Source organism: Mycolicibacterium celeriflavum (assembly GCF_010731795.1).
GTDB lineage: Bacteria > Actinomycetota > Actinomycetes > Mycobacteriales > Mycobacteriaceae > Mycobacterium > Mycobacterium celeriflavum.
Genome location: NZ_AP022591.1, coordinates 657,487 through 681,946, shown reverse-complemented (window position 1 = coordinate 681,946; position 24,460 = coordinate 657,487). Strand labels below are relative to the sequence as shown.

The 24,460-nt window shown below is 65.7% G+C and carries 24 protein-coding genes; 9 read left to right on the top strand and 15 right to left on the bottom strand.

Annotation, left to right across the window (positions count from 1 at the left end):
• Positions 1-35: 35 nt before the first annotated feature.
• Together G6N18_RS03145 and G6N18_RS03140 are read right to left on the bottom strand one after the other, a co-directional pair.
• Positions 36-1,151, bottom strand: coding sequence for a CapA family protein (locus tag G6N18_RS03145; protein WP_083007028.1), 1,116 nt, complete (start codon positions 1,149-1,151; stop codon positions 36-38).
• A gap of 18 nt (positions 1,152-1,169) precedes the next feature.
• Complete coding sequence (locus G6N18_RS03140; protein ID WP_083007025.1) at positions 1,170-1,784, bottom strand: class I SAM-dependent methyltransferase; 615 nt, start codon at positions 1,782-1,784, stop codon at positions 1,170-1,172.
• 46 nt (positions 1,785-1,830) lie between these two features.
• On the opposite strand from G6N18_RS03140, the gene G6N18_RS03135 reads away from it, so the two are divergent.
• From G6N18_RS03135 to G6N18_RS03125, 3 genes are read left to right on the top strand one after another with little or no spacing between them, the layout of a single operon-like run.
• Positions 1,831-2,325 carry a MerR family transcriptional regulator gene (locus G6N18_RS03135; RefSeq protein ID WP_082949215.1) on the top strand — a complete coding sequence of 165 codons (495 nt, stop codon included), beginning with the start codon at positions 1,831-1,833 and terminating at the stop codon, positions 2,323-2,325.
• Positions 2,322-3,206: an alpha/beta fold hydrolase gene (locus G6N18_RS03130; protein WP_083007023.1), complete on the top strand. Its 885-nt coding sequence runs from the start codon at positions 2,322-2,324 to the stop codon at positions 3,204-3,206. The genes G6N18_RS03135 and G6N18_RS03130 overlap by 4 nt, the downstream gene beginning before the upstream one ends.
• 39 nt (positions 3,207-3,245) lie before the next feature.
• Positions 3,246-4,718 carry an MFS transporter gene (locus tag G6N18_RS03125; RefSeq protein ID WP_083007020.1) on the top strand — a complete coding sequence of 491 codons (1,473 nt, stop codon included), beginning with the start codon at positions 3,246-3,248 and terminating at the stop codon, positions 4,716-4,718.
• Between the two features lie 15 nt (positions 4,719-4,733).
• Here G6N18_RS03125 and G6N18_RS03120 read toward each other — a convergent pair whose 3' ends face one another.
• On the bottom strand, positions 4,734-5,162 hold the full coding sequence (locus G6N18_RS03120) for a type II toxin-antitoxin system Rv0910 family toxin (protein ID WP_067217203.1): 429 nt from the start codon (positions 5,160-5,162) through the stop codon (positions 4,734-4,736).
• Between the two features lie 194 nt (positions 5,163-5,356).
• Between G6N18_RS03120 and G6N18_RS03115 the strand changes: the two genes are divergently transcribed.
• Genes G6N18_RS03115 through G6N18_RS03100 form a run of 4 tightly spaced genes read left to right on the top strand, consistent with a single transcriptional unit; the run spans position 5,357 to position 9,411 of the window.
• Entirely contained in the window at positions 5,357-6,472 is a 1,116-nt protein-coding gene (locus tag G6N18_RS03115) for an ABC transporter ATP-binding protein (protein WP_083007018.1), read from the top strand.
• A 51-nt stretch (positions 6,473-6,523) separates the two neighbouring features.
• Positions 6,524-7,690, top strand: a complete 1,167-nt coding sequence (locus G6N18_RS03110) for a polyamine ABC transporter substrate-binding protein (RefSeq protein WP_083007047.1) — start codon at positions 6,524-6,526, stop codon at positions 7,688-7,690.
• 3 nt (positions 7,691-7,693) lie between these two features.
• Positions 7,694-8,569 carry an ABC transporter permease gene (locus tag G6N18_RS03105; RefSeq protein WP_083007015.1) on the top strand — a complete coding sequence of 292 codons (876 nt, stop codon included), beginning with the start codon at positions 7,694-7,696 and terminating at the stop codon, positions 8,567-8,569.
• Entirely contained in the window at positions 8,566-9,411 is an 846-nt protein-coding gene (locus tag G6N18_RS03100; protein WP_083007013.1) for an ABC transporter permease, read from the top strand. The genes G6N18_RS03105 and G6N18_RS03100 overlap by 4 nt, the downstream gene beginning before the upstream one ends.
• A gap of 92 nt (positions 9,412-9,503) precedes the next feature.
• Here G6N18_RS03100 and G6N18_RS03095 read toward each other — a convergent pair whose 3' ends face one another.
• Positions 9,504-9,938, bottom strand: coding sequence for a hypothetical protein (locus tag G6N18_RS03095; RefSeq protein WP_234806271.1), 435 nt, complete (start codon positions 9,936-9,938; stop codon positions 9,504-9,506).
• A gap of 302 nt (positions 9,939-10,240) precedes the next feature.
• On the opposite strand from G6N18_RS03095, the gene G6N18_RS03090 reads away from it, so the two are divergent.
• Positions 10,241-10,759 (top strand): Rv2253/PknI dimerization domain-containing protein, encoded by a 519-nt coding sequence (locus G6N18_RS03090; protein WP_234806270.1) that lies wholly within the window; start codon positions 10,241-10,243, stop codon positions 10,757-10,759.
• Between the two features lie 3 nt (positions 10,760-10,762).
• On the opposite strand, the gene G6N18_RS03085 is transcribed toward G6N18_RS03090, so the two are convergent.
• From G6N18_RS03085 to G6N18_RS03050, 8 genes are read right to left on the bottom strand one after another with little or no spacing between them, the layout of a single operon-like run.
• Positions 10,763-12,301 carry an MCE family protein gene (locus G6N18_RS03085; protein ID WP_083007010.1) on the bottom strand — a complete coding sequence of 513 codons (1,539 nt, stop codon included), beginning with the start codon at positions 12,299-12,301 and terminating at the stop codon, positions 10,763-10,765.
• A complete protein-coding gene (locus tag G6N18_RS03080) occupies positions 12,301-13,581 on the bottom strand; it encodes an MCE family protein (RefSeq protein WP_082949213.1) in 1,281 nt (426 codons plus the stop codon). The genes G6N18_RS03085 and G6N18_RS03080 overlap by 1 nt, the downstream gene beginning before the upstream one ends.
• On the bottom strand, positions 13,578-15,035 hold the full coding sequence (locus G6N18_RS03075) for an MCE family protein (RefSeq protein WP_083007008.1): 1,458 nt from the start codon (positions 15,033-15,035) through the stop codon (positions 13,578-13,580). Before G6N18_RS03075 ends, G6N18_RS03080 begins: the two co-directional genes overlap by 4 nt.
• Positions 15,032-16,114: an MCE family protein gene (locus tag G6N18_RS03070; RefSeq protein ID WP_083007041.1), complete on the bottom strand. Its 1,083-nt coding sequence runs from the start codon at positions 16,112-16,114 to the stop codon at positions 15,032-15,034. Before G6N18_RS03070 ends, G6N18_RS03075 begins: the two co-directional genes overlap by 4 nt.
• Positions 16,114-17,136, bottom strand: a complete 1,023-nt coding sequence (locus G6N18_RS03065) for an MCE family protein (protein ID WP_083007006.1) — start codon at positions 17,134-17,136, stop codon at positions 16,114-16,116. Before G6N18_RS03065 ends, G6N18_RS03070 begins: the two co-directional genes overlap by 1 nt.
• Complete coding sequence (locus tag G6N18_RS03060) at positions 17,133-18,353, bottom strand: MCE family protein (protein WP_179962355.1); 1,221 nt, start codon at positions 18,351-18,353, stop codon at positions 17,133-17,135. The genes G6N18_RS03065 and G6N18_RS03060 overlap by 4 nt, the downstream gene beginning before the upstream one ends.
• 8 nt (positions 18,354-18,361) lie before the next feature.
• Positions 18,362-19,219 carry an MlaE family ABC transporter permease gene (locus tag G6N18_RS03055; protein ID WP_163689771.1) on the bottom strand — a complete coding sequence of 286 codons (858 nt, stop codon included), beginning with the start codon at positions 19,217-19,219 and terminating at the stop codon, positions 18,362-18,364.
• Positions 19,220-19,232: 13 nt separating this feature from the next.
• Complete coding sequence (locus G6N18_RS03050; protein WP_228768705.1) at positions 19,233-19,976, bottom strand: MlaE family ABC transporter permease; 744 nt, start codon at positions 19,974-19,976, stop codon at positions 19,233-19,235.
• 233 nt (positions 19,977-20,209) lie between these two features.
• On the opposite strand from G6N18_RS03050, the gene G6N18_RS03045 reads away from it, so the two are divergent.
• On the top strand, positions 20,210-21,082 hold the full coding sequence (locus tag G6N18_RS03045; RefSeq protein WP_067223118.1) for an alpha/beta fold hydrolase: 873 nt from the start codon (positions 20,210-20,212) through the stop codon (positions 21,080-21,082).
• Here the strand turns inward: G6N18_RS03045 and G6N18_RS03040 are convergent, their stop codons facing one another.
• Genes G6N18_RS03040 through G6N18_RS03030 form a run of 3 tightly spaced genes read right to left on the bottom strand, consistent with a single transcriptional unit; the run spans position 21,083 to position 24,336 of the window.
• Entirely contained in the window at positions 21,083-21,916 is an 834-nt protein-coding gene (locus tag G6N18_RS03040) for a mycofactocin-coupled SDR family oxidoreductase (protein ID WP_083007262.1), read from the bottom strand.
• Positions 21,913-22,719 carry a mycofactocin-coupled SDR family oxidoreductase gene (locus G6N18_RS03035; RefSeq protein WP_083007265.1) on the bottom strand — a complete coding sequence of 269 codons (807 nt, stop codon included), beginning with the start codon at positions 22,717-22,719 and terminating at the stop codon, positions 21,913-21,915. Before G6N18_RS03035 ends, G6N18_RS03040 begins: the two co-directional genes overlap by 4 nt.
• Entirely contained in the window at positions 22,720-24,336 is a 1,617-nt protein-coding gene (locus G6N18_RS03030; RefSeq protein ID WP_083007282.1) for a flavin-containing monooxygenase, read from the bottom strand.
• Positions 24,337-24,460: the final 124 nt, after the last annotated feature.

Sequence of the window (24,460 nt, the reverse complement as noted above, 5' to 3'; positions counted from 1 at the left end):
TACGATCGTCAAGTTTTTACTAGTCGATCGTAAAGCTACCAGACGACCGCCAATGACCCGTCCGGCTTCCCCCGCACCCTCGTCTCGAACCGAGCGCTCATCCGCTCGACCGATGCGCGCAGCCATTCGGCATCCGGGCCCGTGGCGCGCTCGAGCCGCATCCGGCGCATCCTCAACGGCACCAGTGTCAGCTGGGTGAGACGGCCGCTGTGGCGGTCGATCGACGCGAAATAGAGCAACCGCAGCTCGTGCCGGAACGCCTCGTAGGTGGCGATGCCCTCGTAGTCGTCGATCGTGTCGCCGCACCCGTAGAGGATCAGCTTGCCCCGATACACCTCGATGGGTCGCGGATGGTGTGACGAATGGCCGTGTACGACATCGATGCCCTCGTCGATGAGCCGATGCGCGAAGCGGATTTGCGCCTCGTCGACCTCGTAGCCCCAATTCGAACCCCAGTGCATCGATACGACGGCGATGTCGCCCAGCCGCTTCTCGGCCAGGGTTCGGCCGGCCACCGCCGTGGCGGCGCGGTCAGACGGTTCGGAAACTAGTGCCAAACCGGGCCGGCTGTCCGTTGCGCCCCAGCCCAAGGGGATGCCGCTCGAGGGGAAACCGATCGCGCTCACCACTACGCGGGTGCCATCGGCGATCGGTACGATCACCGGGCGCTCCGCCGTCCTGATGTCTGATCCGGCTCCGGCGCAACGTGTTTCATGTCCGACGACGCGCAACGTTTCGGCCAGCCCGGCATGACCGAAGTCGAGACTGTGGTTGTTCGCGAGCACGCAGACGTCGGGTCGGATCGCGGTGAGGCAACCGATATTGTGCGGATGCATCCGGTAATGCACCGCTTTTCGGGGTGCGAACTCGCTGCTTGTCGTGACACTCGTTTCCAGATTGAGCACGCGAACGTCGGGATTCATCTCGTCGAGGATCGACAGCGCATCTCCCCACGGCCAGCTGACGTCGACCGGCGCGGGAACGGGTCCGTTGGTGCGCTCGGCGAGCCGCACGTAGGTTCGGGCGTCGGAGACCACCGATTCGCGCAGCGTCGGGTCCCCCGGATGCGGCAGGATCTGATCGATCCCGCGGCCGGTCATCACGTCTCCGGTGAGGAAGACGACGGCATCGGAGCCAGTCGCGCGTGACACCGTTTCATTGTCCGCCGGTCAGGGTCGACGGGCACGCACCACCCACATGTCGCGTCTGCCCGCTTTCCGGGCCTCGGCCTCGATGTCACCGAAGCCCGCGGAGCGGCACTGCGCCACAAAGGAATCGACCTGCTGCCGCGTCCATCCGTGACTGGCGATGCCCGTCGCTCCCGCCGGGGATTGACGCTCGACGGCGAGCAGTCGGCCACCCGGGGCCAACAGCCGGTGCGCCTCGCTCAGCCCGGCCTCCACGTCCTTCCAGTGGTGCACCGTCGCCAGCGACCACACCACCGTGGCCGAACCATCCGGCAGCGGCACGTGTTCGGCGACGCCCTGTCGCCAGTCGATCGCCGCGTCGCGCGTGCAGAGGCGGGCCAGCCGCAGCATCACCGGGGCGGGGTCGACGCCGGTCGCCGTCGCGCCGCGCCGCGCGGCCTCGCGCACGGCCGTGCCGGGGCCGCAACCGATGTCGACCACCCTGTCCTGTCTGGACACCCCGGCGGCGTCGGCGGCCAAGCGGGCATTGGCACGACCCAGGATCAGAAAGGCAAGCCCGCACAACGCTCCCACGGCGCCGGAGAAGCCCGGGTGGTCGGCGTGGTGGTTGGTGGGCATTTCCACGGGAGATTTCATGAACCCGAGCTTGCCGGTTCAAGTCGGCTTGAAGTCAAATGGCGTTATGGAATCGATCCCGATCGGCGAGGCTGCGGCCCGGCTGCAGATGACGTCGTCCGCGCTGCGCTACTACGACGAGCGCGGCCTGGTGTGCCCGCGGGCGCGCCGGGCCGGCAGGCGCATGTACGGGCCAGAGGAGCTTCGCCGGTTGGCGTTCCTCAAAATCTTTCACCGACTGGGGCTGCCGCTCGATACCGCCGCCGCGGTCCTCGACGCGCCCAGCCCACAGTGGCGCGACCTCGTGCGCGAGCAGATCGCCCACCTGGACGGCGTCATCGCCCAAGCCCGCGGCGCGCAGGACTTCCTCACCCACGCACTGCATTGTCCGACGGATCACCCCGTGCGCGAGTGCCCGACGATGACCGGCGCACTGGACCGGCTGGTCGACGGCATGTCGGTCGAGGAACTAGCGTCCGAGCGCGGCGGTGACGCAGGCTATACCCGCCGCGGTTTCGGGGTAGGCACTGTGGACGACCGTGAAGGGGCCAGTCACGCATGAGCAACATCAACTTTCTCGAGCTGCACGGTGACCGCGTCGCCTATCGAGACGTCGGCGACGGCGAAGAGGCGTTGTTGCTGATCCACGGGATGGCCGGCAGTTCCGAGACGTGGCGGGGCGTCATTCCCCAGTTGTCGCGGAAATACCGTGTGATCGCGCCCGACCTGTTGGGACACGGTCAATCCGACAAGCCGCGCGGCGACTACTCCCTGGGCGCCTTTGCGGTGTGGTTGCGCGATCTACTCGACGAGCTGAAAATCTCCCGTGTCACGGTGGTCGGGCAATCGCTCGGCGGCGGCGTGGCCATGCAGTTCGTCTATCAACACCCGGACCGTTGTCAACGGCTGGTGCTCATCAGCAGCGGCGGTCTGGGCCCCGATGTGGGTTGGACGCTGCGGCTGCTGTCGGCACCGGGTTCGGAGTTCCTTCTCCCGCTCATCGCTCCGCGGGCGGTGCTGGCCGCGGGCAACAGGTTGCGCAACTGGTTCTCCACCGCCGGCATCCAATCGCCCCGAGGCGCGGAGATGTGGAGCGCCTACTCGTCATTGGCGGACGCCCAGACCCGCCACGCCTTCCTTCGCACGCTGCGCTCCGTCGTCGACTATCGCGGGCAGGCGGTCAGCGCCCTGAACAGGCTGCACGTCGCATCGGAGATGCCCATCATGGCCATCTGGGGTGATCAGGACCGCATCATCCCGGTCGACCACGCGTACGTGGCGCAGGAGGCGCGACCCGAATGCCGGCTCGAAGTGCTCGAAGGCGTCGGCCACTTCCCGCACGTGGAACGCCCCAGTGAGGTGGCGGATCTGCTCGACGACTTCATCACCACGACGCGCGACGGTGCACACCCGGCACCGGCGCCCGCGGACCACCCGACATAATCAGCGGAACACCAAGATGGGCTAACGATCGGAGCGGGCGTGGTCGACACCGACGCGACGCGCTCGACCGGTCGCCCGCCGCTGCAATCGCCGCGCCTGCTGGTCGCCGGGCTGTCCATCGTCGTGCTCACCGTCGCGGTCCTGCAGACCGCCGTCGTTCCCGTGCTCGGCATCATCGCCGACCAGCTGGACGCGTCCATCGTCGGGGTGAGCTGGGCGGTCACCGCGAACCTGCTCGCCGCCGTCGCCACCACCCCGCTGCTCGGCCGGCTCGCCGACCTGCACAGTAAGCACCGGGTGCTGCTCGGCGTGCTCGTCGTCGTGCTGGCCGGATCGCTGCTCGCGGCCACCACGTCGTCGCTCGAACTGCTCATCATCGCCCGTGTGCTGCAGGCGGCGTCCTACGCCCTGTATCCGATCAGCATCGCCATCCTGCGCGAGGAACTGTCCTCCGAGCGGCTGATGTCGGCAATGGCGGTGCTGTCCGGCACGTTGGGGTTCGGCGGCGGGACGGGCCTTGTCGTGGTCGGGTTGCTGATGAGCGGTGACGCCGGCTATCACCGGGTGTTCTGGTTGACGACTGCGTTCACCGTGATGGTGATCGCCATCGTGCTTCTGGTGGTGCCGCGGCGCCCGCGCAGTGTCGCCGGATCCATCGACTGGCTTGGCGCCACCGGGTTGGCGGTGGGCCTGTCGGCACTGCTGCTGGCGATCACGCAGGGCCAGACGTGGGGGTGGACGTCACCTGCCGCGCTCGGCTGCACATTGGGCGGTTTGGCCGTGCTCACCGGCTGGTGGCGCTGGGAGCGGCGGGCGAGACAACCGCTGGTGTCGACGACGATGCTCACCCGGCGGCCGATCATGCTCACCAACCTCGCCACGATCTTCGTCGGGATGGGGCTGTACTTCGCATTCCTCGGGTTGACCCTGTTCGTCCAAATACCTCGTGACGGTGCGGGTTACGGCTTCGGTGCGACGGTGTTGGAAGCCAGCGTCGTCTATCTGTTGCCCGGCGCGTTCACCGGATTTGTCGTCGCGTTGGTCAGCGGGCGCTACATCGACCGCTTCGGTGCCCGGCCGGTGCTCATGGTGGCGGCTGTGGCGGGCCTCGCCGGGTTCCTGTTCATCACGTTCGCCCACTCCCACACCTGGCAGGTCATCGTCGCCGGCATCCTCGCCAACGCCTACATCAGCCTCGGCTACGGCGCGCTGCCGGCGCTGGTCGTCAGCGAGGTCGGCGCCGGCGAAACCGGTGTGGCGACCAGTATGAACGCGATCGCACGCACGATCGGCAGTTCGATGGCCGCGGCGCTCGTCGCCATGCTGCTCAGCCGGTCGGTGCCCGGCACCGGTGTACCGATGGAGAGCAGCTTCTTCGCGATCTTCCTTTCGGGCGCGGTGACGGCCATGTTGGCGTTGGTGTTGATCGCGGTGTCACGACCGACGCCACGGCGCATCGATTCCGTCGAGGCGCGCTACGAGTCGCGCGCCATGAACCACGAATGGGGCTGATGACCCGGCTGTGATTCAGCGCAGCGCGGCGAGGTTGGTGACCGACTTACGCACGTCGGACTCGATCACCTTGGCGACCAGCTTGCCGATGCGGGTGTTCAACAGTCCGCCGGACAGGTCGGCGACCACCTGGAACGTCGAACCCGGTTTCTCGTCGCGGACGCAGAGAGTCATGCAGATGCGGATACCCGGCCTGCCACGGCCGACCATCTCGATGACCTTCGGCTCGTCATAGCGGGTGACGCGCCAGTGAATCGTATTGCGGAACCCTTTGACCTTGATCAACGAGGACACACAGGTACCGACCTCGATCTCCGACGGCACGTCGCCGCGCCAACCACCGAAGATCGTCAGCCATTCGTCGAACCGGCTCAGATCCGAGGCCAATTCCCACGCCTTGTGCGGCTCCAGATCCGATGACACCGAAACATCCACTGCTGCCATGCCCAATGCGGTACCCGGCGAAGCGGGACGGGTAAACGGTATTTCCCCCGACCAGCGCCTTCGACTGGAAAACTGACCGAGACACCGGAGGAGGATCCGCACTGACCGGCTCACACACCACAGCGGTTGACCGATCATCGGGCCATGGCGAGGCGACCCGTCCCACAGGCGCCCCGGTCATCGAACTCGACCACGTGACGAAACAGTTCGGCGCCGATGTCGCTGTGGCCGACGCGGACTTCTCCATCGCATCGGGCGAGTTCTTTTCGATCCTCGGTCCGTCTGGCTGCGGCAAGACCACCACGCTGCGGATGATCGCCGGGTTCGAAAGCCTCAGCGCCGGCGCGATCCGCCTCGAGGGCGCCGACGTGTCCCGGGTGCCGCCGCACAAACGCAATGTCAACACGGTGTTTCAGCACTATGCGCTGTTTCCGCACATGTCGGTGTGGGACAACGTCGCTTATGGCCCGCGCAGCAGGAAGCTGGACAAGGCGCACGGGAAAGGCACCATCCGTAAACGGGTCGGCGAACTCTTGGAGATCGTGCGGCTGACCGATTTCGCCGACCGCAGACCCGCACAACTCTCCGGCGGCCAACAGCAACGCGTCGCGCTGGCCCGGGCGTTGGTGAACTATCCGAGCGCACTGCTGCTCGACGAACCACTCGGCGCGCTGGACCTCAAACTCCGTCACGCGATGCAGCACGAGCTCAAGCGCCTCCAGCGCGAAGTCGGCATCACGTTCGTCTATGTCACCCACGACCAGGAGGAAGCGCTGACCATGAGTGACCGCATCGCGGTCATGAATGCCGGCAACGTCGACCAGATCGGCACCCCCACCGAGATCTACGACCGACCCGCAACTGTTTTCGTCGCGAGTTTCATCGGGCAGGCGAACCTGTGGGCGGGGACGCAGACCGGCCCCGTCCACAGCGACTTCGTCGACATCGAGGCGCTCGGGGCCCGGTTGACGGCCCGGGCCGGCGAGACCGCGATCGAACCCGGCGGGCAGGCGACGCTGATGGTGCGCCCGGAGCGCGTCCGCGTCTCGATCGATGCGCCGACGGGCGACGTCGCGGCTGTGCGCGCGACCGTCACCGGCCTCACCTTCCAGGGACCTGTGGTGCGGCTGACGCTGGCCGCACCCGACGATTCGACGATCGTCGCCCATGTCGGCCCCGAACAGGATCTGCCGCTGCTGCGGCCGGGCGACGAGGTCCACGTCTGCTGGGCGCCCGATGCCTCGCTGGTCCTTCCCGCGGCCGACATCCCCACCGCCGAGGACCTCGAGGAGATGCTCGACGACTCCTGAGTCGAAGGCTGTCGACCTCCTCCCCTCCCTCCGATGAAAGGCACAGCCGTCATGTCCGCTCGCATGGAAGCAGCAGAGTCTCACCGCGTGTCACGTCGACGCTTCATCGGCGGGGGCACCGCGGCGGCGGCCGCACTCGCGCTCGGTCCGTCCTTCCTGGCGGCGTGCGGTTCCGACACCAGCCCCTCAGGCACCACCACCGAGGACGGCGGACCGGCGAACGGCACGCTGCGGATCTCGAACTGGCCGCTGTACATGGCCGACGGATTCATCGCGGCCTTCCAGCAGGCCTCGGGCATCACCGTCGACTACAAGGAGGACTTCAACGACAACGAGGAATGGTTCGCCAAGGTCAAGGAACCGCTGTCACGCAAGCAGGACATCGGCGCCGACCTCGTGGTGCCGACGGCGTTCATGGCAACCCAGGTCCGCAACCTGAACTGGCTCAACGATTTCAGTGAAGGCGGTATACCGAACAAGAAGAACCTGCGTCGCGACATGCTCGACGCGCAGATGGACCCCGGTCGCAAATTCAGCGCTCCGTACGTGACGGGCATGGTCGGCCTCGCCTACAACCGCGCCGCCACCGGGCGCGAGATCACCAGGATCGACGACCTGTGGGATCCGGCATTCAAGGGGCGCGTCAGCCTGCTCTCGGATTTCCAGGACGGCCTGGGCATGATCATGCAGTCGCAGGGCGCCGACCCGGCGTCGCCGAACACCGAGTCGGTGCAGAAGGCGGTCGACCTCGTCCGTGAGCAGAAGGACAAGGGGCAGATCCGGCGGTTCACCGGAAACGACTACGCCCCCGACCTGGCCGCAGGCAATGTCGTGATAGCACAGGCCTATTCGGGCGACGTAGTGCAGCTGCAGGCCGACAACCCCGACCTGCAATTCGTGGTCCCCGATTCCGGCGGCACCGACTTCGTCGACACCATGGTGATCCCGTACACGACGCAGAACCAGAAGGCCGCCGAGGCGTGGATCGACTTCGTCTACGACCGGGCCAACTACGCCAAGCTGATCGCCTTCACGCAGTTCGTGCCGGTGCTCTCGGACATGACGGCCGAGCTCGACAAGATCGACCCGAACCTGGCCAGGAATGAACTGATCAACCCGCCGCAGGCCACGCTCGACCGGATCAAGGCCTGGGCGCCGCTCGAGGACGAGCAGAAGCAGCAGTACGCCACGATGTATGCAGCCGTCACCGGCGGTTGAGGCATGGCAGACGTCGCCGACAGCGGTCGACAGCGCAGCAGGATCGCACCGTATCTGATGATCCTGCCCGCGATGGTCTACCTTGCGGTGTTCTTCGTCGTGCCGTTCGTCTCCTTGGCCCGGACATCGCTGTCGACGACGAGCGGCTCGATCTTCCTTCCGACGCTGACATTTTCGTGGGACTTCGCGAACTACTCCGAGGTGTTCGGCAAGTATCAGGACCAGATTCTACGGTCATTCGGCTACGCCGCCACGGCGACGGTGCTGTGCATGCTGCTGTCTTTCCCGCTTGCCTACGTGATCGCATTCAAGGCCGGCAGGTTCAAGAACCTCATCCTCGGCCTGGTGATCCTGCCGTTCTTCGTGACGTTCCTGATCCGCACCATCGCGTGGAAAACCATCCTGGCCGACGACGGTTGGTTGGTCGACGCGCTGGACGCGATCGGGCTGCTGCCCGCCGAGGGGCGGCTGTTGTCGACCAGTTGGGCCGTCATCGGTGGACTCACCTACAACTGGATCATCTTCATGATCCTGCCGTTGTACGTCAGCCTGGAGAAGATCGAACCGCGGTTGATCGAAGCCGCCAGGGACCTGTACTCATCGAACGCCCGTAGCTTCACGAAAGTGATCCTGCCGCTGTCGATGCCGGGCCTGCTGGCCGGCAGCCTGCTGGTCTTCATCCCCGCCGCGGGCGACTTCATCAACGCCGAGTATCTGGGCAGCACGCAGACGACGATGATCGGCAACGTGATCCAGCAGCAGTTCCTGGTGGTCAAGGATTATCCGGCCGCGGCGGCGCTGAGCATGGTGCTGATGGGCATCATCTTGGCGGGCGTCCTGCTGTACACGACGACGCTGGGCACGGAGGAACTCGTATGACGCTGCAGGCGATGAACGCCGCGACGAGTCCGGCGCCGGCCAAGCGGGTCAAGGGATCTGCGCGATGGGGCGACATGCTGCTGCGGATCGTCGCGGGCCTGGTCCTGCTGTATCTGTTCCTGCCGATCTTCGTGATCGTGCTGTTCTCCTTCAACGACCCCAAGGGCAAGTTCAACTACAGCTGGCAGGGATTCACGCTCGACAACTGGGCCGATCCGTTCAAGTACCCGGCGCTGACCGAGGCGCTGCGGTTGAGCATCAACGTGGCGGCGGTCTCGACAGCAGTCGCGCTGGTGTTGGGCTCGCTGGTGGCGATAGCGCTTGTGCGCCAACGGTGGTGGGGACGACGCGCGGTGGACACCTTTCTGGTGCTCCCGCTGACCGCCCCCGAAGTCGTGATGGGTGCGGCGCTGCTGGTGCTGTTCCTCGACCTGGGTTGGGCCACCGGCTACCTGACGATCGTGTTGGCGCACATCGCGTTCGAGGTCAGCTTCATCGCGATGACCGTGCGCGCCCGGGTGCGGGGCTTCGACTGGACACTCGAAGATGCATCCATGGATCTGGGCGCCGGCCCTGCACGCACCTTTTTCCGGGTGACGCTGCCGCTGATCGTCCCGGGCGTCGTCGCGGCGGGCATGCTGTCGTTCGCGTTGTCGCTCGACGACTTCATCATCACCTACTTCGTCAGCGGTTCGACGGTGACTTATCCGCTGTATGTGAATGCGGCCGTCAAGGCTGCGGTACCGCCGCAGATCAATGTGCTCGCGACGGCGATCCTGGTGATCAGCCTCGTCCTGCTGGCGGGCGGAACCCTCTACCGCCGCAAGCGGATCGCCGCGTAACCCCTTACTTTGCGCGAGCGTGCGTGTCAGCACACGACACGCCGCGTTTTTTCGGCGGTTTGTGCACGCTCGTCGGCCGCCAACCCGCTTGGTCAGAGCCGCGCCAGGGCGAACGGGTAGCTGAAGGTGCCGCCCGGCGCGCCGTCGCAACCTCTGGCGAAGGACGATTCGAGCGTGCCGGCGCGCGTCGCCGCATTCCAGGAGTAGACATCACGCGTAGGAATGACCGGCCCGTAATACACGTTCCCGCACCTCAACCCGTCCGGGACATCGACGGTCAAGGTGTAACGTCCGCCGGCGAGCCGGGCATCCCCGCGGTAGGGAAACGCTCTTGCGTTGGGCTGCGGTATCGCCTGAATGCGCAGGCATTTGCCCGGGCACCGGGAAATCGCCCACAGCCATGTGTGGAAGTCGTAACGACCCTCGATCACCAGGTGGAAGTTGCCGTAGGGAGTGTCGGCGTGGGCAGCGCCGGGAGTGATCAGGGCGGCGACTGTCAGGGCGGCACCCAACAGTGCGGCTCTCACGGCGCCTCCGAGTGGTCAAGCGGTGTCATAGTCATGACCATCGTCGGCGACGTCGGCGCCGGTGCCGCAGGACTGTCCCGGTGGACGGAACAACTCCTTGTCGAGACCGGTCACCTGCGCCACACCGCTTTCGGCTCCGTGGCACAACTGTTCTCATCCTTCACCCTTCACATCGACGCCCCACTCTGTCAGCGATTCTCGAGTCGGCGACCGGTTTCCCGCTGAGCGGGCGGTGATTCAATTCGCTCACGACGGCGCACTTACTTTGTAGTGTCGGCGGTGACCAGTGGTGAGGAGCAGGCATGCGGTTCTTCCGAGCGGCGGGGTTGGCGACGGCACTGGTCACGGGCGCCATCTCAGTTGTAGCTACGCCGGGCGCGCATGCCTCCGACGACGAATGGGGTCTCAACGGCACCTACATCGCTACGTCGAACGGCGAATGGTCCAAGACGAACGAGGTGTTCCGTGATCAGGCGAGCCTGCGCAGCACCTGGACCATCTCGACGGAATGCAGCTATCCGACCGAGTGCACCGGCACTGTCGCCAGTGACTTCGGTTGGACCGCACCGATCTACAAGACGGGCGGCGTGTGGTACGTCAAACACACCGTCGAGAACTGGGTGCCCTGCCCCGATGGCACGGCGGCACCCGGCTTGCAGGTGTTCCGGTTCGTGCCGGTCGTCGAGGACGGCAGCATGACCGATCCGGCGTCGACGACGCTGGCGGGTGAGGATCAGACAACCGGGCTCAGCGGCGCGTGCGGTGTCAGCAAGGCCGTCTTCATCAACATGCCGTTCAAGCTCGTCAAAGCCGGCACCTGACCCTCACCCGGACGTCACGAAGAAATCCTGCCACGACCGCGGACCGGCGGTGGCCGCGAGGTCCGCCTTGCGGAACACCTGCCCGTCCGGTGTGGCGTACTGGCCCGTTTGCGGGTCGTAGGTGGCGAATGCCACCGAAGGGCCGCCAGATGTACTCGGCGCGAAGGCGCTTGGGGTCGCAGCGGGCGGGGGTTGCGCCGCGGGTGGAGCGGCTTCCGGCGGTACCGCCGGCGGCATCGGTGTGCCTTCCACCGGTGCGTGGATGCGCTCACCGAAGTCCACCCGGTCGTCGGGCGGAATCCCCTGGGCGATCAGGTTGGGGTTGATCGGATAGGGACCGAGCACGTGCTGGCGCATCGCCAGCGGTTCGAAAGGCTTGTCGCTCTTGCATTGCTCGACGGTCGCCGCGCGCTTCCCGGGTTGTCCCATGCAGGGGTAGTTCCTGGCGCCGCGAACCCCGATCGGCGAATCCTGCGGCAGCTTGCAGTACAGGCCCTCCGGGGTGTCGACGATCGTCTCGTCTTCCGGCGATCGCCACATGCTCGGCGGCAGGAAGCCGACCGTGCACGCGGGTGGGTCGTTCATCACCGCGGTGAAGTCGCCCAACGCCATACCCGTTGGATTGTTCCGGGACACACCGACGGTCTGGGTCGCGGCGACGTAGGGCGGGAACAACACGAGCAGTTGCTCGAGGGAGGCGTTGTAGGTCACCCCCACCTCGCCGATCGCGGTGAGGTTCGCCAGCAGGACGGGCAGGGCGGCTTTCACGTCGTTGAACAACCGTGACGCCTCATCGGCGGCGTCGGGTCCGACGTCCAGGATGGTCCGCACCTGTGGGTCGTTGGCCTCGAGTTGGGCGGCGATGCCCGCTACGCTGCGCGCCCAGGTCCGGATCGCGTCGGCGGACTGCGCTTGGCCTTCCAGCAGCGGTCGGCTGTCGTCGATCAAGTTCCGGGTACGATCGGCGACCGCGTTCGCGTCGCCGACGATCGTCGCCGACGAGTCCAACAGCGAGCCGAAGTCGTAGCCGGCGCCGTTGAGGCCTTTGAACGACTCGTCGAGCAGATCGCTGATCCGGTCTTTGGGAATGCTGTCGAGCAACAGGCTGGCCTGATCCAGCATCGGGCCGACCGCCTGCGGAAGCGTCGTGTGCTGCTTCGGGATGACCGAACCGTCTGCCAGATAGGGGCCGTTCGCGTCGTCGGGGTTCAGGTCGACGTACTGCTCGCCGACCGCCGAGACGCTACGCACATCCGCCCGGGTATCGGCGGGGATCTTCGGTGAGGTGGCCAGCGAGAGCGTGGCGACGGCACCTTCCCGCGTGGGCCGCACTTCGAGAACCTTGCCGACCTGCACGCCGCGATAGGTCACGTTGGAGAACCGGTACAAGCCTCCGGTGCCGGGTAGTTCGAGCGTCACCGTGATCCGCCCGATGCCGAGCAGGGTCGGAACCTGCATGTAGCTGAACACCATGACCGCCACGCCGACCACCGATGCGATGGCGAAGATGATCAGCTGGTTCCTGACGAAACGGGTGAGCATCAGTTGCCTCCCTCAGCGGGTGCGGGCCCGGGCAGCGGTCGCGCCGGCTGCATATTTGGGTCCGGTACTGGCTCGGGCGCTCCCCCCGACGCGTGGTCGGTCACCCCTGAATCCTGTTCGTGCGGTGGAGCATCCACCAGCTGCGGAATATCGGCCACCTCTGTCGGAGCGGGTGTGATCGGGGCGTTCAGCGGGTCGAGTGTGTAGGTCAGATACCAGGGGTCGCCCGGCGCAGGAACCATGGGGGCGCCTTCCTGTCCCCACCGCGTACCCAGGAACAGGCCTCGCTTGAGCCTCGGAATGGTGAAGTCGAAGACGATGAACTGGTTCATGTAGTCGCCGCGAATGGCGCGGTCGATGAAGCTCTGCGTGTAGGGGAAGGTCGGCGCGTAGGACAGCACCGTGCCGAGGTCCGGCCCGACGTCGGCGAGCGCCCGTAGCGTCGGCTCGAGGTTCTCCAGATTGCGCACAATGTCGGCCTGGGAGTCGTTGATCAACCCGCTGGCGGTGTCACTGAACCGCCCGAGTTTTTCCAACGCCTCGGTGATGCGCGGGCGCTCTGCGACCAAGACATCCAGCGCGGGCGGAATCCGTTGCAGCGCAGCGCTGATCGCATCGCGATGGTCAGCGAATGTGGCGGACATCCGGTGCATCGCTGTGATGGAGGCATTGATGTCGTCGCGCTGGGTGTCGAGCATGCCGACGAAGTCGTTCAGACGCATCAGCAGATCCCTGATCTGGCTTTCGCGTCCGTTGAGCGCCGCGTTGAACTCCCTGACGATGTCGCCGACCTGCCCGAGTCCCCCACCGTTGACGACGACCGACAGCGACGACAGGGTCTGCTCGGTGGACGGATAGGTCGATGACTGGTTCAGCCCGAGCGTCGAGCCCTTCTCCAGCCTGCCAGTCGGTGCCTGGCCCGGTGGCGGGTTCAGCGCCAGATGCATCGAGCCGAGCAGGCTGGTCTGACCGACGGTGGCCACCGCGTTCGCCGGGATGACGACATCGGGGCGAACGGAGATCTCGACATCGGCGGTGAAGTTGCGGACCCTCATTCCGCTGACCGAACCGACGACGACGTCACCGATCATGACCGGTGAATTCGGCTCGAGCGTACCGACATTGGCTAGTGTCGCGTGGTAGACGACCGCGTCCTGGCCGCGGCCCACGGTGCCCGGCAGCGCCAGCGAGTTCAGCCCGTCGAACGAGCATCCGGTCACGGTCAGAGCGACACTGGCCGCGAACAGCACCAGGCGACGCAGTGCTTTCGGTGCGGTCACGACGGTGCCCCTGCCGTAGGCGGTGTTGCCGATGTCGGTGCCTCGGCCGGTAACAGCATGTCCCGCAAGCTCTTCGGCTCCGGAGCGGGTGCCGCGGGCAGTCCAGGCGGAATCGGCGCACCCGGGAACAACGCCGGCTGCGGCGGCGCGGGCAGTCCGTTCGGCGCGTAGGCTCCCGACGGTCCGGGCGGCGTCCCCGAGCCCGCCGGGGGTGGCACGTCGCCGGCGCCGGTGTAGGCCGACACCACCGGCGAGATCTCCGGCGGCAGCGGGGCGCCGCCAGCGCCACCCGGCGCCAGGTTCGGGTCGGAGTACACGAGATTTCCGGGGCTGGGCGACTTTTGCAGGTAAGCGTTGACCGGCATCGGCAGGTAGTTGAAGTTGAGCAGGCGCAGTGCGGGTCCCAGGTACTCGGCGCACAGTTTGGCCGATTCGGGCGCGGTGGCGTTCTTCACGGCCGCGATCGACGAGCAGACGAGTTGCACGGGGTTGGAAAAATTCGACATGGCGAAGGCGCCGATCATGGTCCCGGTGTCGGGATTGTAGATGTTGTAGCCGTTGCCGATCGCGTTAGGCGCAACGTGCAGCACGTTTTCCAATGTCAGTCGGTTGTCCGCGAGGTTCTGCGTGACGGCGGCCAACCGCTGGATCTGTTCGGCGGTCTGGTCCCTGCTGCCCTCGATGAACCGCGTCACCTCACCGACCGCTTCCGACAGGTTGGTCAACGCAGCGTCGAGATCTGACTTGCTGGCGTCCACCACGCTGGTGACCGTGGCCAGCCGGTCCTGGAATTGCACGATCTGGGTGTTGCTGTCGCGTAAGGCTGTGACGAAGGTTTCGAGGTTTTTGATGATGTCGACGATGTTCCCGCTGCCGTCGGCCAGGATGCGGCCGACTTGCGACAGCTGCCGGATCGTCTCGCGCAGTTTGTCCCCATTGCCGTGCATCGCGTTGGCGGCGCTGTCGATGAACCGCGAGACGGATGTGCCGGACACGCCCTTCCGAGGGCCCAGTTCCGTTGCCAGCCGCGTGAGTTGATCCTTGACTTCGTCCCATTCCACGGGCACGGCAGTGCGGTCGACGCCGATCACGGCGCCGTCGGGCATGGTGGGTCCGCTCGTCTCATAGGCGGGCGCGAGTTGCACATACCGCGCCGAGACCAGGTTCTGCGCGACGATGACAGCCTTGGCGTCGGCGGGGATCGGGACGTCGTGGTCGACCGAGAGCCGCATCCGGGCCTGCGCCCCGTCCGGTTCGATGGATTCGATCCTGCCCACTTCGACGCCGGCGACCCGCACCTCGTCGCCGGGATAGATGGCGGTTGCGGAGGTGAAGTATGCCGTGATGGTCTTCGGCGCGAAGTAGACCTGGTGCACCACAACGGCCGCCCCCGCGACGAGGAGGCCGGACAGTACCACCAGAAGCACGGCTGTCAGCCGCTTACGGCCAATCATCGCGACCCTCCCGGAATGCCGTTGGAGGGGAACGGGAATTCAGCTCGGGGCCCCGCGTTGTCCGGCGGCTGACCGGCATTGACACCCCGTCGATAGCCCCAGATGTAGTCCAGGAACGGTTGCAGCGCCTGGCCGGGCAGCAGGTTACCGACGAACGCGTTGTAGTAGAAGCCGTTGTTGACCGCTTCTCCCTGGGTTACCTGGTATTTGGCCAGACCGTCGAGCGCCTTGACGATGTTGTCGCGGTTGCGTTCCAGCATCTCGTAGACCGAGTTCAGCTTCTCCAGGGTCGGGGCGAGCTCCTGCTCGTTGTCGTGCACCATGCCGGTCAGGTGTTGGGCGACCGCCGAGGTGTTGGCCAGCAGCGTGACGATGGCGTGCCGCCGCACTTCCAAAACCTCCATGAAATCGTTGGCGTTGAGGATCAGCGTGTTGAGTTGCTTACTCCGTTCGGACAACACACCGGTGACGTCCGCGGCGCTGTCAAGCAGCTTGCCCAATGTCTCGTCGCGCCCGTTCAGCGACTGTGACAACCGGCTCAACCCGTCGAAGGTGGGTCCCAGTTGTGGGGCGATCCGATCGATCGTCTCCGACAAGGTATCGAGCGAATGGTTCAGCGACGCGGTGTCGGTCGCCGCGGTGTTGGCCGTGAACTCGCTGACGGCGTCGGTCAATGTATATGGCGACGCGGTCCGCGGCAGCGGTATCAGATCCGAGGCGCTCATCCGGCCGTCGCCCGCGGGCTCCAGGGTCAGCATGCGCTCACCGAGCAACGTCCCGGTGCGGATGTGAGCGGTGGTCTGCGAGCCGAGTCGCACCCCGCTGTCGACGCTGAAGGTGACCAGCGCCTTGCCCTTGCTCAGCGCGACATCGGACACCGAACCGACTTTCATGCCGGACACTTTCACGTCGTTGCCCGGCGTCAGCCCGCCTGCCTCGACGAACAGGGCCTGATACTTGATCGACGTGGCCAGCGACCACAACCGTTCGGGCTGCAGCCCGATGGCGATGATCAGCACGATCAACACCACGCCGATGAAACCGGCGCGGACGAGCGAAGACCCACGGTATTTCAGCATCAGGGCTCCCCGCATCGTCCGGTGTTCTGGATGATCCACGGGAAGTAGGCGGTGCGGCCTTGCAGATCGGTCACCCGCACCGACATGCCGCACAGGTATTGGTTGAGGAAGCTGCCGTAAGCGCCGAGCCGGACCAGCTTCTTGTAGTTCTGCGGCGCCTTCTGCAGCGAGATGTCCAGCAGCGGTGTGTCTTTCTCGAGCAGCGGGGCGACCCGGTTGAGCTGGTCGACGCCTCCGGCCAGCGGCGGACGCGCCTGGGTGAGCAGGTCCGCGAGCGACGCGGTGCCGTTGTCGAGGGCCGTGATGGCCTCGCCGATCGGATCGCGGTTTTCCGCCAGGCCGGAGATCAGCTTCTCCAGGCGGTCGACTGCGCCGGAGAACTTGTCGCCGTCCTTGGCGATGGTGGCCATCACCGCGTTGAGGTTGTCGATCAACTGCCTGACCGTGTGGCCGTTGTCGGCGATCGCGTTGGTGAACGACGACGTCTTGGCGAACAGCGATTCGACATTGCCGCTCTCCCCCTGCAGGATCTGGATCAGCGAGTTCGTCAACGCGTTGACATCCTGTGGATTCAGTCCGCGGATAACGGGTTTCAGCCCACCGAGCAGCAGGTCCAGATCCAACGCGGGTTCGGTGCGCTCGCGTGGAATCTGTGTTCCCGGCGGCTGTATCTTGGTCGAGCCGGGCCCGTCGAGGAGTTCGAGATACCTGTCCCCCACCAGGTTGAGGTAGCGGACCGCCGCAGTGGTCCCGGTGGTGAGCACGACGTCGGGTGAGGCGTCGAATTCGACCACCACCGTGTTGTCCGGTTGCAGCGCGACGTCGTTGACAGTGCCGACCCGGATCCCCGAAACCCGCACCGAGTCACCGCGCTTCAGGCTGGACACGTCGGTGAACACTGCGGAGTACCCGCACGAGGGCCCGCTGCGGTACTGCCCGAAGATGACGAACAGTGCGCCGGTCAAGATCAGCATCACGGTAACGAAGGCACCCAGCTTGAGCGCGGTCCCCATATTCCTCATCCCGGCATACCTGTCTGCGCGGTGTTGCGGGGCGGGCCGTCGATCGGGCCGAAGAGGGCCTGCTTCAGTGCGCCGGAATTGAGCAGAATGCCTTGGTTTCCGTACTGCGCCCGGTTGGCGTCGATGTCGGTGACGACGTACGGCGCCCGGGTCTCGTATCCGATGTCCGGAAGTCCGCCGCACTGGGGACCGCCGGTCGCGGCAACCTTCGGCAGGTTTCCTGGGTACCGGTAGCGTTCGGAGCCCAACACGAACGAGTCCAGCAGCAGCACACCGGGAACCGGTGACGGGGGCGCGGTGGCCAGCGGAACCATACCCGCCAAAGCGCAATTCAGTGCCGCGTTGTATTCGTTGGTCAGGTCCGTGGTCGGCACCAGCAGACGCATGACTTCGGTGATCTGTTGTCGGTTGCCGCCGATCACGTCGTTGCCGATCTCGGCGAATCCGATGGCGCTCAACAGCAGGGCGTCCAGGTCCTGGTGCTTTTCGACGATGGTGTCGCTGAGCCGGCTGGCGCTGTCGGCGAGGGTGACCAGATCGGGAGCAGCGTCGGCGTAGGCGTTGAGCACCTGGGGTGCCACCGCGATGTCGGCACTCAGATTGCCCAGGCTCGGATTGAGCTTGGCCAACATCGTGTCCATATCGGACAACATCTGGCCGAACTTGTCGCCGCGGCCGTTGACCGCCGAGGCGAATGCGCCCAATGTCTCGTTCAGCTTGGCCGGTTCGATCTTGGACAGCATGGCGACCAGTTGCTCGAAGATCGTGTTGATCTCGACGGTCACGTGATCGGCGTCGAGGACCTGCCCAGCGCGCAACGACTGCGGCGAGGGGTTCGACGGTGGCACCAGCGCCACAGATTTCGCGCCGAAGACCGTCGACGAGGTGATGTCGACACGCACGTTGGCCGGGATCAACTCCATCGCCGAAGGGTCTATCGCGAGGTGGATGGCGGCTTGCCCGTTGGGCAGGGAGTCGATCGAGTCGACCGTACCGACCTGTGCGCCATGCAATTTGACCCTCGCGTCGGGGTTCATCACCAGTCCAGCGCGGTCGGCAATGACTGTGACCGGCTCGGTGTCGGTGAAGTCTCCGCGGAACAACGCGACGGCCAGGGCGATGATCGCCCCGATGGCCACGACGGTGGCGAGACCGGCCGCGGGTCGCGCGTAGTTGCGCGGACCATGCGCAGGTGATGGCTCCTCGATGATTGTCAACGTCCTACCTAGCCCGAGAGGTTGAAGTTGCCGTTGGAACCGTAGATGGACAGCGAGACCAGCAGGGTGACCGAGACGACGACGACCAGTGAGGTGCGTACCGCGTTGCCGACCGCGACGCCGACACCGGAGGGGCCCCCGGAGGCGAAGTAGCCGAAGTAGGTGTGGATCAACAAGATGGTGATCGCCATCAGCACCGCCTGCAGGAACGACCACAACAGATCGATCGGGTTCAAGAAGGTGTCGAAGTAGTGGTCATAGAGGCCACCGGACTGACCGAACAACACCACCGTGGTGAACTGCGACGCGACGAAGCTCAAGATGACCGCGATCGAATACAGCGGCGTGATCGCCACCATCCCGGCCACGATCCGGGTACTGACGAGGTATTCCACCGGCCGGATCGCCATCGATTCCAGCGCGTCGATCTCCTCATTGATGCGCATCGCGCCCAACTGCGCGGTCACCCCGGCCCCGAACGTGGCCGCCAACCCGATCCCGGCCACCACCGGCGCGGCGATCCGCACGTTGATGAACGCCGCCAAAAACCCGGTCAGCGCCTCGATCCCGATATCGCCCAACGACGAATAGCCCTGCACCGCCAGCGTGCCGCCGGCGGCCAACGTCAAAAACCCCACGATCGCGACCGTGCCGCCGATCATCGCCAACGTGCCCGCCCCCATGGAGATCTCGGCGATCAACCGCACGATCTCCTTACGGAAATGCACCGCCGCATGCGGCACCCCGGCCAACGCCCGCAGATAAAACAACATGTGATCGCCGATGCGACCCAAAAACTCCACCGGCCGCCGCGCCCCGCGCGTCAACCGCGGATAGGTGCTACGGATCACCGCCACTGTGCCCATCGACAACCCGCCCTCAGCCCGTCGTCATCCGGATACCGATCGCGGTGACCACCACGTTGATCACGAACAACGCCATGAACGCATACACCACCGTCTCGTTGACCGCATTACCCACCGCCTTGGCCCCACCACCGGTGATCGTCAACCCCCGAAAACACGCCACCAAACCCGCGATCAACCCGAACAACGCCGCCTTGACACACGAAATGATCACCTCGGGCACCCCGGTCAACAACGTGATCCCCGCCGCGAACGCCCCCGGATTCACATCCTGAATGAACACCGAAAACGTGTAACCCCCCAAGATCCCGATGATCACCACCAAACTGTTGAGCAACAACGCCACCAACCCCGAAGCCAACATCCGCGGCGTCACCAACCGCTGCACCGGATTGATGCCCAACACCTCCATCGCATCAATCTCCTCACGGATCGTGCGCGACCCCAGATCAGCACACATCGCCGTCGCACCCGCACCGGCCACGATCAACACCGTCACGATCGGACCCACCTGCGTCACCGCACCAAAGGCCGCACCCGCCCCGCTCAAATCAGCCGCACCCAACTCCCGCAACAAAATATTGAGCGTGAAACTGACCAACACCGTGAACGGAATCGCCACCAACAACGTCGGCGCCAACGACACCCGCGCAATGAACCAACACTGCTCCAAAAACTCCCGCCACTGAAACGGCCGCCGAAACACAAACCGCACCGCATCAGCCGACATCGCAAACAACGCACCAACCGCCTGCATCGGCCCCGCCAGACTCCGCAACGGCGGCAACCCAGCAGACCACCGCTCCGGTGCGCTAATCGCCACTGACCCCAACACCTTTCAATGTGCACATCGCGAAGCGGACGCCCATGCCTCGACGGGCAAGCGTCGCAGTGAATATCCCGGCCACACAGTGAGCGTCCCGCTTACCGGGAGGTCCGATCAGCGGAACAGTGCGACGCCATGGCGGCCTCGCATGGCAGGCTGACATCGTGACCGACACCGCCGCCTTCACCGCCCGAGTCGAGAACGACCTCCGCGAAGCGCCGACGCCTTCCGGCGTGCTGCGCTACTACGACGTGGGTGAGGGACCCGTCCTGCTGTTCCTGCACGGTTCCGGCCCCGGGGTCACCGGGTGGCGCAATTTCCGAGGGGGGCTCCCGACCTTCGCCGAGCGCTTCCGTTGTCTGATCCTCGAATTCCCGGGATTCGGGGTCAGCGACGACTTCGGTGGTCATCCGATGGTCACCGCTCAGGGCGCCGTTGTGCCGTTCCTCGACGCGTTGGGAGTCGATCGCGTCGACATCGTGGGCAATTCCATGGGCGGCGGCGTCGGAATCAACTTCGCGATCAACAATCCCGACCGTATCGGCAAGCTGGTGACCATCGGTGGTATCGGCACGAACATCTTCAGTCCCGGGCCGAGTGAGGGCATTCGACTCCTGCAGGAGTTCACCGAGGATCCGACCCGGCAGCGGCTCGTCGACTGGCTCAACTCGATGGTCTACGACCAGTCGCTGGTCACCGAGCAGTTGATCGAGGAGCGGTGGCGCCTGGCGACTGACCCGGAGACGCTTGCCGCTGCGCGGCGCATGTACGGCAAAGCGGCTTTCGCGCAGATGATGGCGTTCATGCGCAGCAGCGACGCCTCGTTGCCGTGGGCGCAGATGCACAGGGTCGCGGCCCCCACGCTGCTGACGTGGGGACGCGACGACCGAGTCAGTCCCCTTGATATGGCGCTGATTCCGATGCGCAGCATTCCCAACGCCGAACTGCACGTGTTCCCGAACTGCGGGCACTGGGCGATGATCGAGGCCAAGGAAGCGTTCGAGAGCACCGTCCTCGGGTTCCTGGCCCGTCCCTGACTATCGTTGCGTCGCTCCGGCGTCCACCGGCAGCGTAGCGGCGGTGATGTAGCGGGCCTCGTCGGAGGCGAGGAAGAGGCTGGCGTTCGCCACATCGACGGGGTCGACCCACGGGATGTCGAGCATGTTCATCGTCCGGGCCGCTTGCGCGAATTCCTCTCGGCTGGGCGGCCGGTCGAGATCCGGCCGGAATGCACTTGCCACCGCGTCGTTCTGGATCATCGGCGTGTCCACGTTGGTCGGATGCACCGAATTGGCCCTGATGCCGTACGGAGCCAGGTCATGCGCCAAGCTGCGCATCAACCCGACGACGCCGTGCTTGGCCGCGGTATAGTGCGCCACACCGACCAACCCACGAAGTCCAGCAATGGAACTGACCAAGACGACCGATCCCGATCCGCGCCTGATCAGATGCGGGACGGCGACCTTGCATGTCCGCCACACACCGGTCAGGTTCACATCGAGCATCGTCTGCCACGCCGCCTCGCTGAGCTCCGTCGCCATCCCCCGCGACGTGATACCCGCGGTGGCGCAGACGATGTCAAGTCCACCCAGTTCGGCGACCGCGCTATCGGTGGCCTCCTGCAGTCTCTCGGGGTCACGCACATCCACGATGCCGGTGACGATGTTGCGACCGTTGGCGCGGACCATGCGCGCCGTCTCCTCCAAATCCGCCGGCGTCGCCGCGGGTACGACGACGGTGTCGACGGGACCGCAGACGTCGAGCGCGATCACGTCGGCGCCCTCCGCGGAGAACCGCACGGCCTCAGCCCGGCCGATACCCCGAGCAGCGCCGGTGATCAGCGCGACCTTGCCGGCCAATCGCCCCGTCATGCCGTCGTCTTCTGCGTCAGTCCGGCGTCGACGACGATCTGCGTGCCGGTGATGTAGCGCGCCTCCTCGGAGGCGAGGAAGACGACCGCATTGGCGATGTCGACAGGCTCCACCCACGGCACCGGAAGCAGATTGCGGGCCGCCAGCACCTCGGCGGCGTCTTGGGCCGTCGGGTTGGGGAGGTCGGGGCGCAGTCGCTTGAACGTCGCCTCGTTCAGTACCATCGGCGTGGCCACCGCACCGGGATGGACGGTGTTCACCCGGATGCCACGGGGCCCCAGTTCGTTGGCGAGCGTGCGCGCCAGACCGACGACGGCGTGCTTGCTGGCCGTGTAGTGGGCGGTGTTGGCGGTGCCGCGTAAACCGTTGGTGGAGCTGATGATCACGACGGATCCGCCGGCCTCGCCGATGTGAGGCACGCAGGCGCGCACGGTGTGCCACACCCCGGTCAGGTTGACATCGAGCGTGTGGCGCCACGTGTCCTCGTCCAGCTCCCACGCCGGCGCGCCGGCGGTGTGAATACCGGCGTTCGCGATGACGACGTCCACACGGCCGAGGCGCGCTGCCCCGTCGCGCACCGCGGCCTCCACGGAGGGCAGGTCGCGGACGTCGGCCACGCCCGCCGCACATCGGCGGCCTCGGGATTGCACTTCTGCTGCGGTGGTTTGCAATTCGTCGGCATTGGCTGCGGTGTCCATCGCGATCACGTCGGCGCCCGCGTCGGCGAAACGCTCACAGTGCACGCGTCCCGTGCCCCTCGCTGCGCCGGTGACGACGACGACCTTGCCGTTCAGTCCCGACACTTACGACGCCTTGAGCAGGTTGAATCCCTTGTAACCCGCGTTGGCCACCTCGTTGCAGATGTCGAGGTAGGTTGCGAACCCGCCGAGGAACAGCATGAATCCGCGTGGTTTGCCCGGCACGTTGGCGCCCATGTACCAGGAGTTCGCCTTCGTGAACAACGTGGCCTCGGCGCGCTGGTTGAGTTCGGCTGCCCAGTTGTCTACCGCGTGGGAGGTCGCCTCGAGCCCGGTGTATCCGTACTCGTCGAGGTGGGCGATGGCGTCGGCGATCCAGTTCACGTGGGCCTCGGCGTGCAGAACCATGTTGGCCAGCACAGCGGGCGCGCCGGGGCCCGAGACCACGAAGAGGTTGGGAAACCCGTCCACACCGAGTCCCAGATAGGTGCGTGGCCCGTCAACCCAGTTGTCGCGCAGCCTCTTCCCGTCGCGCCCGACGATGTCGATCTTGGCCAGTGCGCCCGTCATCGCGTCGAAACCCGTGGCGAGCACGATGGCGTCCAGGTCGTAGTGTGCGTCAGAGGTGTTGATACCGGCCGCGTCGATCGACACAATGGGAGTCGTGCGGACGCTCACCAACTTCACGTGCGGCTTGTTGAACGTCTCGAAGTAGTTGGTGTCGGTGCAGATTCGCTTGGTACCGATCGGGTGGTCGTTGGGAATCAGGAGTTCGGCCACCTGCGGATCGTCGATGACGGCACGCACCTTCTCCTCGTAGAACCTGCGCGCCTCGTCGTTGGCCGCCATGTCGATCATCTGGTCGCTGAAGGTCTTGGAGAACAGCACTCCACCCAGCTGCCAACGCTTCTCGAAAGCCTGCCTGCGTTCCTCGGCGCTGGCCTCCATCGTCAGCTTCGGGTGCGCGATGTGCGGGGAGCCGCCGCCGCTGCGCCAGGACAGCCGACGCCGTTCGGCATAAGTGGCCTTGATCTGCGCGCGGTCCTCATCGGACAGCGGCCGATTGCCGGCAGGCACACTGTAATTGGGGGTGCGCTGGAAGACGTAGAGCTGTGCGGCCTGCTCAGCGATGACCGGAATCGACTGGATGCCAGATGATCCCGTACCGATCACGGCCACGCGCTTACCGGTGAAGTCGACGGGTTCATGCGGCCAATGAGCGGTGTGGTACAGCTCGCCGGCGAAACCGCCCAGGCCGGGAAAGTCCGGGGTCAGCGCGGCCGACAGTGGGCCGGTCGCCATGATGCAGAACCGGGCGGTGAGGACCTGGCCGCCGTCTGTCGACACGGTCCACCGCAAGGTGTCGTTGTCGAGCACCGCGGAAACGACCCTGGTGTTGAGCGTGATGCCGTCGCGCAGGTCGAGCTTGTCGGCCACCCAGTTCAGGTACCGCAGGATCTCGGCCTGGGTGGCGTACTTCTCCGACCAGTCCCACTCCTGCTCGAGTTCGGATGAGAACGAGTAGCAGTAGTCGACACTCTCCACGTCGCACCGCGCGCCCGGGTAGCGGTTGTAATACCAGGTTCCGCCGATCTCGGGAGCCGCTTCGAACACCCGCACCGACAGGCCTTGCGAACGCAGCTTGTGCAACGCGTACAGCCCCGCGAACCCCGCACCGACCACGACCGCGTCGACGACAGCATGTTCACCCGAGATGCTCACGCCATCACGGTAGGCCGTTACACCTCCACGCCCGGGTCGATTTCCCGTTGACCGGACAATTCCGGCGGAGTCGTCCGTCCATCGGAACTGCTCGTCGACCCGCGCGACGTCAACCGTCAGGATC